7 protein-coding genes are annotated in these 12,534 nt (G+C 41.4%); all 7 read right to left on the reverse strand.

The features are described from left to right. Positions 1-8: 8 nt before the first annotated feature. The 7 genes from rpoC to nusG all read right to left on the reverse strand — a co-directional run bounded on the left by rpoC (position 9) and on the right by nusG (position 12,390). Complete coding sequence (gene rpoC, locus AC21OH_RS08745; protein ID WP_487370051.1) at positions 9-4,229, reverse strand: DNA-directed RNA polymerase subunit beta'; 4,221 nt, start codon at positions 4,227-4,229, stop codon at positions 9-11. A 119-nt stretch (positions 4,230-4,348) separates the two neighbouring features. Then, entirely contained in the window at positions 4,349-8,467 is a 4,119-nt protein-coding gene (rpoB, locus tag AC21OH_RS08750) for a DNA-directed RNA polymerase subunit beta (protein WP_487370050.1), read from the reverse strand. Positions 8,468-9,101: 634 nt separating this feature from the next. Beyond that, complete coding sequence (rplL, locus tag AC21OH_RS08755) at positions 9,102-9,479, reverse strand: 50S ribosomal protein L7/L12 (RefSeq protein ID WP_486535638.1); 378 nt, start codon at positions 9,477-9,479, stop codon at positions 9,102-9,104. Between the two features lie 127 nt (positions 9,480-9,606). Further along, positions 9,607-10,134 (reverse strand): 50S ribosomal protein L10, encoded by a 528-nt coding sequence (gene rplJ, locus AC21OH_RS08760; RefSeq protein WP_487370049.1) that lies wholly within the window; start codon positions 10,132-10,134, stop codon positions 9,607-9,609. A gap of 445 nt (positions 10,135-10,579) precedes the next feature. Next, positions 10,580-11,281 (reverse strand): 50S ribosomal protein L1, encoded by a 702-nt coding sequence (rplA, locus tag AC21OH_RS08765; protein WP_486535640.1) that lies wholly within the window; start codon positions 11,279-11,281, stop codon positions 10,580-10,582. Beyond that, the gene (rplK, locus tag AC21OH_RS08770; RefSeq protein WP_486535641.1) at positions 11,282-11,713 is read right to left on the reverse strand and encodes a 50S ribosomal protein L11; all 432 of its coding nucleotides are present in this window, start codon (positions 11,711-11,713) and stop codon (positions 11,282-11,284) included. 146 nt (positions 11,714-11,859) lie between these two features. Continuing rightward, entirely contained in the window at positions 11,860-12,390 is a 531-nt protein-coding gene (gene nusG / locus AC21OH_RS08775; protein WP_486535642.1) for a transcription termination/antitermination protein NusG, read from the reverse strand. Between the last annotated feature and the right edge of the window lie 144 nt (positions 12,391-12,534).

Genomic DNA, 12,534 nt, shown 5'->3' on the forward strand with positions numbered 1-12,534 from the left:
CGATATAATTATTTATCTTGACTTAACTCTTGAGCGAAGGCTTCATCAAAGCTCTTGAAGTCTTGAGAAGGATTGGTCGCTTCTATATCGAATGCAGCATCTAATGCACTTTCAACATCATAAGCAGGCTGGCCTTCTTTGGCTTTTTTGCGTGCTGCATGATAAGCAAGACCAGTACCCGCTGGAATCAGGCGTCCAACAACGACGTTTTCTTTCAAGCCGCGTAACTCATCAACCTTACCTTCAACAGCAGCAGCAGTTAAGACACGGGTTGTTTCTTGGAACGATGCCGCTGAGATAAAGCTTTCAGTCGCTAAGCTTGCTTTAGTAATACCCAATAGTTGACGCTGGAATTTAACTGGGAACTTATCTTCAGCAAGTAGCTTCTCATTTGTGGCTTTCACATCAGCATATTCGACCTGATCGCCTTTAAAGTAGCTAGAATCACCTGCATCGGTAATCTCAACTTTACGCAACATCTGACGGATAATAACTTCGATGTGCTTATCGTTGATCTTAACCCCTTGCAGACGATATACATCTTGTACTTCATCAACAATATAGTTAGCCAGTGCCGTTTCACCTTGCAGACGTAAGATGTCATGCGGATTTAATGGACCATCTGCAATGACTTCACCACGCTCAACCGTCTCGTTTTCAAAGACGTTAATCTGACGCCATTTAGGAATCAACTCTTCATGAGCCTCACCATCTTCATTGGTGATAATAAAGCGGTTCTTACCTTTAGTCGCCGTACCGAAGCTCACTACACCTGACATCTCTGCCATGATGGCATGATCTTTAGGACGACGTGCTTCAAACAAGTCAGCAACACGTGGCAGACCACCTGTAATATCTTTAGTACCAGACGTCGCTTGAGGTACACGGCCTAGTACAGAACCGGCAGTCACATCTTCGCCATCAGACACACGAATAATCGTTTCAGAAGGTAAGAAGTAAACCACTTCTTTTCCTTCGGTGGTATCTAGAATAATTGCTGGACGTAAATCTTTAGCATTAGACGGACGATCTTTAGCACCAAGAATTTCAAACGAGCTCATACCAGTAGCATCATCGATTTTGACGGTAGCCGTTGACCCATCAATAATGTCACTAAAGCGTGCTTTACCAGCGAATTCAGTGATAATCGGATGCGTATGTGGATCCCATTTAGCGATTGACTGCCCACTTTCAACATCGTCGCCATCTTTAACTAATACGCTTGAACCGTAAGGGACTTTATAACGCTCGCGTTCACGACCTACGTCATCAGCAACACCAATTTCAGCTGAACGAGAAACAATAACGAGGTGACCATCAGCATGTTCAACTGTTTTCATGTTATGGAAACGAACAGAACCTGAGTTTCTTACAGAAACACTATTATCAACAGATGTCGAGCTTGCTGCTCCACCAACGTGGAACGTACGCATGGTTAACTGAGTACCTGGCTCACCAATTGATTGCGCTGCCATGACACCCACAGACTCACCAATATTCACTTTGTGACCACGTGCAAGGTCACGGCCATAACACTGAGCACAAACGCCATGGGGTACATCACAAGTAATAACAGAGCGTACCCATACCACATCGATACCATTACCATCAATAACTTGAACGCCATGCTCATCGATAAGCGTACCTGCTGCTAATAGTACTTCATAATCACGGCTAACCACATCCTGAGCTACGACACGACCTAATACACGATCGCCTAGTTTCTCAATGATTTCGCCGCCTTGGATATGTGGCGTCATACGTACGCCTTTATCTGTACCACAGTCATCACCAGTAATTACTAAATCTTGCGCCACGTCAACCAGACGACGCGTTAAGTAACCTGAGTTTGCTGTCTTAAGCGCGGTATCGGCCAAACCTTTACGAGCACCGTGAGTCGAAATAAAGTACTGTAGTACTGACAGACCTTCACGGAAGTTGGCTTTAATAGGTGTCTCAATGATTGACCCATCCGGCTTAGCCATCAAACCACGCATACCGGCTAACTGACGAATCTGTGCCGCACTACCACGAGCACCAGAGTCTGACATGATGAAGATGGAGTTGAAAGATTTTTGCTCTTCCTCATCACCTTCGGCATTGATAACTTTGTCAGTAGCTAGGTTGTCCATCATCGCTTTAGCAACCTTATCATTGGTACGCGACCAGATATCGACGACTTTGTTATAACGCTCACCTGCGGTAACAAAACCTTGCTCGAACTGTTGTTCAATTTCACGAACTTCAGCATCTGCTGCGTCGATTAATTCCTTCTTCTTAGGCGGAATAACCATATCTTCGATACCGATTGATACACCAGATAGTGTTGCTTGTGCAAAACCTAGGTACATCAATTGGTCAGCGAAAATTACACTGTTTTTTACGCCGCGAGTACGATAGCAAGAGTTCATCAGTTTAGAGATGTTTTTCTTGGTCATCTCAACATTACACTCTTCAAACTTCATACCTTTAGGCATGATGTTCCAAATTAAAAGACGACCTGCAACCGTGTCTTTAAGTGACGTGGTTTCAGTCTCGTTACCGTCATCATCAATTACCGTCTCAGTAACACGTACTTTAATTTTAGCGTTAACGTGTAGATCATTTGAACCAATGGCACGCAATGCTTCGTTAACGGTGGCAAATATCATGCCCTCGCCTTTAGCATTAATAGACGAACGACTAATATAGTAAAGACCTAAGACCACGTCTTGTGACGGAACGATAATAGGATCACCGTTAGCAGGTGATAAAATGTTATTCGTCGACATCATCAGCGTACGACACTCAAGCTGGGCTTCAAGTGTTAATGGTACATGAACCGCCATTTGGTCACCATCAAAGTCGGCGTTAAATGCGGTACAAACTAGCGGGTGAAGCTGAATGGCCTTACCTTCAATCAATACCGGTTCAAACGCCTGAAGACCAAGTCTGTGCAGTGTTGGAGCACGGTTTAGCATAACTGGATGCTCACGAATAACCATGGCCAGCATATCCCAAACTTGCGGCTCTTCGCGCTCTACCATCTTCTTAGCTTGTTTGATGGTTGTCGCCATACCGTGTGATAACAATTTTGAGTAAGTAAATGGCTTAAATAACTCAAGGGCCATTTTCTTAGGTAAACCACACTGATGTAAACGTAGCGTTGGACCAACAACAATCACCGAACGGCCAGAGTAGTCAACACGTTTACCCAATAAGTTTTGGCGGAAACGACCTTGCTTACCTTTTATCATATCGGCAAGTGACTTCAACGGACGCTTATTACTACCTGTGATAGCACGGCCACGACGACCGTTATCTAATAGCGCATCAACTGACTCTTGTAGCATACGTTTTTCGTTACGTACGATAATGTCAGGCGCATTGAGCTCTAAGAGACGCTTTAAACGGTTGTTACGGTTAATAACGCGGCGATATAAATCATTTAGATCTGAGGTCGCAAAACGGCCACCTTCTAGAGGAACTAGAGGACGTAAATCTGGTGGAAGTACCGGTAAGATACTCATTACCATCCACTCAGGCTTATTATTAGAATCACGGAAAGCTTCTAATAATTTTAAGCGCTTAGACATCTTTTTAAGCTTCGTCTCAGAACCCGTATTTGGGATTTCTTCGCGTAGATCATCAATTTCTAAATCAATATCGATATCTTTTAATAAATCTTGAACCGCTTCTGCGCCCATTTTGGCGGTAAATTCATCACCAAATTCTTCTAGGGCTTTGTAATAGTCTTCATCATCTAGTAATTGGTACTTCTCTAGAGAAGTCATACCAGGTTCAGTCACGACATAGCTTTCAAAATACAATACACGCTCGATATCACGCAAGGTCATATCAAGTAACAAACCAATACGGCTTGGTAAAGATTTTAAGAACCAAATGTGCGCAACTGGGCTGGCTAAATCAATGTGACCCATACGATCTCGACGTACTTTGGCAGTCGTTACTTCTACGCCACATTTTTCACAAATGACACCTTGGAATTTACGACGCTTGTATTTACCACATAAACATTCGAAATCCTTTACAGGGCCAAAAATTTTAGCACAGAACAAACCGTCGCGCTCAGGTTTGAAGGTACGATAGTTGATGGTTTCAGGCTTTTTAACTTCACCATGTGACCATGATTTGACAGTCTCAGGAGCAGCCAATGATATTTGAATGCTATCAAATTCACGTTTGCCATTGTCGGCAGGGCTTTTCATAATATCGAGTAAATCTTTCAAGTTGCTTCTCCGTTATAAGTGTTCATGATAGTTGGGTCATATGTATTTGTATATTTACTGACACCAACTACCATTTGAAGGCAATGAATCTGATTGAGCTAAAGGTTTAAAGTAAGGTTTTAGTTACTTTCTTTTAACTCAATATTGATACCCAGGGACTTAATCTCTTTGGTCAGTACGTTGAACGATTCAGGCATACCTGGATCCATGTACTGCTCACCATCAACGATGTTCTTATACATACGTGTACGACCTTCAACATCATCCGATTTCACTGTTAGCATCTCTTGCAACGTATAGGTTGCGCCGTAAGCTTCTAGCGCCCACACTTCCATCTCTCCGAAGCGCTGACCACCAAATTGAGCTTTACCACCTAGGGGCTGCTGGGTTACTAAAGAGTAAGAGCCGGTAGAACGGGCATGCATCTTATCGTCAACTAAGTGATTAAGTTTCAACATATACATATAGCCAACGGTGACAGGGCGGTCAAACTTAACCCCTGTGCGACCATCATATAAAGTTTGCTGACCAGATTTTGAATAGCCTGCAAGCTCTAGCAGCTCATCAATTTGAACTTCACGAGCGCCATCAAATACAGCGGTACCCATAGGTACACCGCCGCGTAAGTTTTGTGCAAGCGCCATAACATCATCGTCAGTCAAGCTGTCAAGATCAACCTGCTCGCCGCCTACTTTATTATAAATCTTATCTAAGAAATCACGTAGTTCAGCAACCGCTGCTTGAGCCTTTACCATGCCATTTATCTTATCACCAAGACCTTTAGCCGCCATACCCAAGTGAGTCTCAAGTACCTGACCGATGTTCATACGCGATGGGACACCCAGCGGGTTCAATACGATATCAACTGGGTTACCATTTTCATCGTAAGGCATGTCTTCAACTGGCATAATACGAGACACAACACCCTTGTTACCATGACGACCAGCCATTTTATCACCAGGCTGGATACGGCGCTTAACTGCCAGATATACTTTAACGATTTTTTGAACACCATGCTGTAGATCATCACCTGCTGTTAGCTTACGCTTTTTCTCAGCAAACTTAGTATCGATGTCTTTTTGCTTATCAACCAAGAACTCTTGGATTTGAGTCATACGTTCAGCAATTTCTTCTTCTACTGGCTGTATATCAAGCAAAGTCTCAAGCGTCATGTCTGACAACTCTTTAGTAGACAAATTAGTACCAGATTTTAGACCAGCACCACCACTGATAGACTGATTATCTAACAAATTGACAATACGACTACGCGCAGCTTCTTCAAAAATACGTAATTCTTCTTTTAAATCCTTACGATAATTATCAAGTTGTGACTTCTCAATCGCTTTGGCACGCTCGTCTTTATCAACGCCATCGCGCGTAAAGACTTGCACGTCAATGACGGTACCTTTGGTGGACGTTGGCACACGTAAAGAGGTATCTTTCACATCTGCCGCTTTCTCACCAAAAATAGCTCTCAGTAGTTTCTCTTCTGGCGTAAGCTGGGTTTCACCTTTTGGGGTTACTTTACCCACTAGGATATCACCCGCATCAACTTCGGCACCGATATAGACGATACCAGACTCATCTAAACTAGATAAGGCAGCTTCGCCAACGTTTGGAATATCAGCAGTAATTTCTTCAGTACCAAGCTTAGTATCACGCGCCACACAGGTTAATTCTTGAATGTGAACAGTTGTGAAACGGTCTTCTTTGACCACACGTTCAGATAATAAAATCGAATCCTCGAAGTTATAACCATTCCATGGCATAAACGCCACACGCATGTTCTGACCTAATGCCAACTCGCCTAAATCCGTTGACGGACCATCGGCTAAAATATCACCACCTGCAATTTCATCACCTTGGTTTACAATGATACGCTGGTTAATACATGTATTCTGGTTAGAACGTGTGTATTTGATTAGGTTATAAATATCAATACCCGCTTCACCCGCTTGGATTTCGTCTTCATTCACACGCACAACGATACGTGATGCATCAACGTCTTCAATAACACCACCACGTTTGGCAATCACACATACACCCGAATCACGGGCAACATGACGCTCCATACCAGTACCGACTAATGGCTTATCAGCACGTAAAGTAGGTACCGCTTGGCGTTGCATGTTTGAACCCATCAATGCACGGTTAGCATCATCGTGCTCAAGAAATGGAATCAAACTTGCAGCAACTGACACTACTTGACTTGGTGATACGTCCATATGCGTCACTTTATCACTTGGCATACGAACTGATTCACCGCCACTACGTACCATGACCATATCTTCGGCAAGCTCACCATTGTCATCAAGCTCAGAGTCTGCCTGTGCAATAACCGTACCTGCTTCTTCAATTGCAGATAAATATTCGATGTCGTCGGTTACTTTACCATCTACAACCTTACGATAAGGCGTTTCTAAGAAACCAAACTCGTTGGTCTTAGCGAATGTCGCTAACGAGTTAATCAAACCAATATTTGGACCTTCTGGTGTTTCGATTGGGCACACACGACCGTAGTGAGTATTGTGAACATCTCGAACCTCAAAGCCTGCACGCTCACGGGTTAAACCGCCTGGGCCTAAAGCCGAAATACGGCGTTTGTGCGTCACTTCTGATAACGGGTTATTTTGATCCATAAACTGCGATAACTGACTCGAGCCAAAGAATTCTTTAACCGCAGCTGCTACAGGTTTGGAGTTAATTAAGTCTTGTGGTGACAAGTTGTCAGACTCAGCTGAGCTTAAACGCTCTTTGACGGCACGTTCAACACGTACTAAACCCACACGGAATTGGTTTTCAGCCATTTCGCCCACAGAACGAATGCGGCGGTTACCTAAATGGTCGATATCATCGACTTCACCAATACCGTTACGAATATTAATAAGCTCTTTCAAAACATCGATGATGTCTTCTTTAGTCAGAACGCTTTGCTCACGTTTAACATCTGAATCATCTGTGTTTTCAAAATCACGACCCAAACGGCGGTTAAACTTCATGCGGCCAACGTTAGATAAATCATAACGATCTGCATTAAAGAACATGCTTTCAAATAATTTTTCAGCAGTATCGATGGTTGGTGGCTCGCCTGGGCGCATCACTTTATAGATTTCGATAAGCGCTTCTTCACGACTTCCTGTCGTATCTGCACGAAGCGTATCAGCGATGTAGGTTCCATGGTCGATATCATTAGTGAATAGAATCTTAAATTCTTTGATTGAATCACTGGCTTCAAAACCACTTAATTTAACCAATAATTCATGATCAATTAACGTATTGGCTTTAGCAATAACCTCGTCATTAACAACAATATCTTCAGCGAGTACGCGTTCGTACAGATACTCATCAGGTACCGCTAACTTTTCCATGCCTGATTTTTCAATTTGGCGAATGCGGCGCGCGTTGATGCGCTTACCTTGCTCAACCAATACCTCACCATCTGGCGACACAATATCAAATTGCGCCATTTCGCCACGCAGACGATCTGGCACTAAATCAATTTCGAACTGCTCTTCACCTTTATAAACAGAAACTTTATCAAAGAAAGTATCTAAGATCTCATTAGTTTCCATGCCAAGAGCACGAAGAATAATCGTACCCAACAACTTACGGCGACGGTCAATACGAGCGAATACTAAGTCTTTTGCGTCAAATTCAAAGTCTAACCAAGACCCACGATAAGGAATGATACGAGCGTTATATAACACCTTACCACTTGAATGTGATTTACCTTTATCATGATCGAAGAACACACCAGGTGAACGATGTAGCTGAGATACAATGACACGCTCAGTACCGTTAATGATAAAAGTACCGTTATTGGTCATTAATGGGATTTCACCCATGTATACATTTTGTTCGCGAATGTCTTTAATAGCCGCTTTACTGTTTTTGTCTTTGCTATCTTTATCTTTAATAACCAAACGGATTTTTACACGTAGAGGTGCTGCAAAAGTAGAGCCGCGAGAAATACACTCACGCTCATCAAACTCAGGGGCACCTAGATAGTATTCAACAAATTGTAGTTCTGCGTTGTTAGAATTACTTTCGATTGGGAAAATAGATGAAAATGCAGCTTGTAAACCTGTATTTTCGCGCACTTTTGGCTTTTTATTTTCCTGCAAAAATTGCTCATAGGAATCCACTTGAATTGCCAATAGATAGGGAATATCCATGACATGTGGCAACTCGGCAAAACTTTTGCGAATACGTTTTTTTTCAGTATAGGAATATGCCATCGAGAGTCCTTACAGTAGACAGTAGAATAAATACGATTGGGTTCAAGCTATTACTATGAAATGATTTATCAAATCAATAGTTTGGACCGCAATCATCAAATTGAAACAGTGGGATTGACCTGTGATAAATGTCTGTTGTACATTACTATCATAACGTTCATACTTGTTATATAAGTGTCAACGCTGCCAAACCCATTACAAAAAATTTATAGCTAAGAGTGATGTCTGATTTATAAGTAAAATCAGGGAGTTATATTCATAATTTAGGGTTTAAGATACATACAATAGATGCAAAAAAATCCCAAGTACAGACGTACCTAGGTTAAGTTAAAAGGATAGAAGCTAAAGATGTCATAAACATACAAATTGTCTGTCCCTTAGTCTGTATTAATCGCTAAACGTTTGTTAAGCAGATATAGATATAAAAATTAGCGTGACGCTTGCCAACCATTTAGGCTAATACAAAAGGTCAAGTGCGGAATTATACATCATTAATAATTGCTTTGCAATATAATTCATTCCTTCTAAAAGTCATGCACAACTAAAAAGCCAACAATGCTTATCACATTGTTGGCTTTATGATTGACTAGACCATTAGCCTATTCAATCAAACTTTAATATAGATTAAAATCTATTATTTAAGTTCTACAGAAGCACCCGCTTCTTCAAGCTTTTTCTTAAGCTCTTCAGCTTCAACTTTGTTAGCGCCTTCTTTAATTGGAGCAGGAGCGCCTTCAACTAGTTCTTTAGCTTCTTTAAGACCAAGGCCAGTAGCTTCACGAACTGCTTTAATAACAGCAACTTTCTTCTCACCAAAGCTTGCTAATACTACATCGAACTCGTCTTTTTCAGCAGCAGCAGCGCCACCTTCAGCAGCAGCAGCTGGTGCAGCAGCAACAGCGGCAGCAGCAGTTACGCCAAATTTCTCTTCCATATCGTTAATTAGCTCAACGATATCCATTACTGACATTTCAGCGATTGCGTTTAACACGTCATCTTTAGATAGTGCCATGGGATTTCTCCAGTTTCTGATAAATTTAAATTGATTAATTATGGTCGTAACAATATGTGTTACACATATAAGCGATAATCATCAAATTGTGTGGACCGAAAACAGCTTATTAACTTACTAATATAAGCTAAGCGGCTTCTTTTGCGTCTTTTACTGCTGCAACAGTGCGTACAAATTTGCTTGGAACTTCGTTCAAAGTTTGAGCAAGTTTGGTTACTGGTGCTTTCATCGTTGCCATCAAAATAGATAGTGCTTCGTCACGTGTTGGAAGCTTAGCTACGCGCTCAAGCTCCTCAGGACCAAACAATTCGCCACCGACTGATACAAGCTTAGCTTCTAAAGCGTCATTTTCTTTTGCAAACTCGTTAATAACACGAGCAGCAGAACCTAAATCTTCAGTAGAAAAAGCCAGTAACAATGGGCCGACCATCTTATCTGACATGCACTCAAAATCTGTACCTTCAAAAGCACGCTTAGCAAGCGTATTTTTAACAACTTTAAGTACAACGCCTTTCTCACGAGCTTGGTTACGTAACTCAGTTAACTGAGATACTTCAAGTCCATGATAATCGGCAGCAACTGCTGAATAAGCATTTGCAGCAACTTCAGACACTTCAGCCACAACTTTTTGTTTCTGTTCTAGCGTTAATGCCATGAGTTGACTCCTTAATCTCATCAATATCGACAAGCGATACTGAATTGACGTTTCTGTTATTTAAGTAAGCTTAATTATACATAAGCGCTTAAATAACGCGAATACGGCACCTTTATCAGAATGAAGAGAAACTAGAGGTTAGTACCCTCTAAATTTCCATTTTCAATCAATATTGGTCACCGTCTGCGTAGGCCAATATCTAGCTGTACAATAAATACACAGCATAAATATCAATTAACAGCGTTCAATAATTATTAAGAATTCTATTGAACAACCTACCTACGGTCTTAGACAGCATAGCTTTGGCTAAGCTGACCTAATTTTAAAATTTTGTTAGTAATTTTTTGAACAATCTTTATAGAGTAAACCTATCAAGTAACCTTTATAAAGTAAATTGAATTAGTACTCTAAAAAACTTACTTAAATTAGTGACTATGAAGAATACTTATTTAATCAAACGGTATGGTACTGGATCTAAGGTGATACCAGGACCCATAGTGCTTGATAACGTAATCTTCTTAATAAATATACCTTTAGAGGTAGCTGGTTTAGCACGGCGAATATCAGACAACAACGCTTTAACGTTTTGTTCAATCTGATCAACAGTGAAACCAACCTGACCGATAGTGGTATGGATAATACCCGCTTTATCAACACGGTAAGTTGCCTGACCTGCTTTAGCATTGGTGACGGCTTCTGCAACATTAGGGGTTACAGTTCCAACTTTAGGGTTAGGCATTAAGCCACGTGGACCTAAAATTGTACCTAATTGACCAACCACACGCATTGCGTCAGGCGCAGCAATAACAACATCAAAGTCTAGATTGCCTGATTTAACTTGTTCTGCAAGATCTTCCATACCAACTACGTCCGCACCAGCTTCTTTTGCAGCTTCTGCAGCAGCACCCTGAGCAAACACAGCGACACGCTTAGTTTTACCAGTACCCGCAGGTAAGTTAGTAGCACCGCGTACAACTTGATCAGATTTACGTGGATCTACGCCTAAGTTGATAGCAATATCTACAGACTCTTTAAACTTCAAAGGTGGTAATTCATTTAAAATTGTCACCGCTTCTTCAAGTGTGTATAACTTTTCGTTTTCAACACGCTCAGCGATTTGTTTTTGACGTTTTGTAAGCTTACTCATTTACACACCCTCCACTTCGATACCCATTGAACGCGCAGTACCAGCAATAGTACGTACAGCAGCATCCATATCGGCGGCAGTTAAATCAGCATTCTTAGTTTGAACAATTTCTTCAAGCTGTGCGCGAGTTACTTTACCTACTTTGGTCATGTTTGGAACACCAGAACCTTTGGCAATACCAGCAGCTTTACGCAGCAAGAATGCAGCAGGTGGTGACTTCATGATAAAAGTGAAAGATTTATCGGCGTAAACTGTAATCTCTGTAGGAATCGGTAAACCTGGTTCCATGCTAGCTGTCGCTGCATTGAACTCTTTACAAAATGCCATGATGTTCACACCTTTTTGACCCAGTGCAGGACCAATCGGTGGTGAAGGATTTGCTTTACCAGCAGGCACTTGTAGTTTGATGTAACCATCAATCTTCTTAGCCATGAGTTTTCTCCTTTACGGGTGATAACGCTTATTACTTATCGAAGCTATTTTAAAGTTCTAAAGATTTACAGAATTAAAATATCAACGCTAAGCTTTCAGCTCCCCGGTGGGTATTATATTTAGTTTAGTTGAATGCTTTTAGCAAATTAGCTTATTTTTTCAACTTTACTAAACTCTAATTCGACCTGAGTTGGTCTGTTAAATACGTTTACTGTTAACTGTAATTTGGATTTTTCGTAATCTACTTTTTCTACCAAACCTTTGAAGTCTGTGAATGGACCATCAATGACCAGAACTTCTTCACCTGGCTCGAATAATGTTTTCGGACGCGGTGCTTCTTCAGTTTGCTTCAAGCGGTTTAATATACGATCCGCTTCAACCTTAGTGATTGGCGCTGGATTCTCAGGTGTACCCCCGATAAAACCAGTTATGCGAGGACAATCATTGACAATATGCCAAGTATCATCATTCATTTCCATTTCTACTAATACATAGCCTGGAAAGAACTTGCGCTCACTTTTACGCTTTTTGCCGTCTTTCATTTCAACGACTTCTTCGGTAGGCACTAATACCTCACCGAATTTATCAGCGAACTCACTACGATTAATACGATCCGTCAAATAGCGTTGGACTTGCTTTTCATATCCTGAAAATGCTTGGACGATATACCAGCGCATAAAGTTCTCCATTGACGTTAATCAGACGTTGCTGAATAAAAACAAGCCGAGTAACTTAAGTTTATTTATAAGCTCAGCCAAAAATGTGTGTTTATATTTGCTATTTAATGTTAGCTGTATACCTATTGACGATATAACTTGTAA

The organism is Psychrobacter sp. CX10 (genome assembly GCF_057621575.2).

Excerpts from the sequence above, each read along its gene's own strand:
- rpoB (WP_487370050.1), bottom strand. The coding sequence starts at position 8,467 with ATGGCATATTCCTATACTGAAAAAAAACGTATTCGCAAAAGTTTTGCC.
- rplL (WP_486535638.1), bottom strand. The coding sequence starts at position 9,479 with ATGGCACTATCTAAAGATGACGTGTTAAACGCAATCGCTGAAATGTCA.
- rplJ (WP_487370049.1), bottom strand. The coding sequence starts at position 10,134 with ATGGCATTAACGCTAGAACAGAAACAAAAAGTTGTGGCTGAAGTGTCT.
- rplA (WP_486535640.1), bottom strand. The coding sequence starts at position 11,281 with ATGAGTAAGCTTACAAAACGTCAAAAACAAATCGCTGAGCGTGTTGAA.
- rplK (WP_486535641.1), bottom strand. The coding sequence starts at position 11,713 with ATGGCTAAGAAGATTGATGGTTACATCAAACTACAAGTGCCTGCTGGT.
- nusG (WP_486535642.1), bottom strand. The coding sequence starts at position 12,390 with ATGCGCTGGTATATCGTCCAAGCATTTTCAGGATATGAAAAGCAAGTC.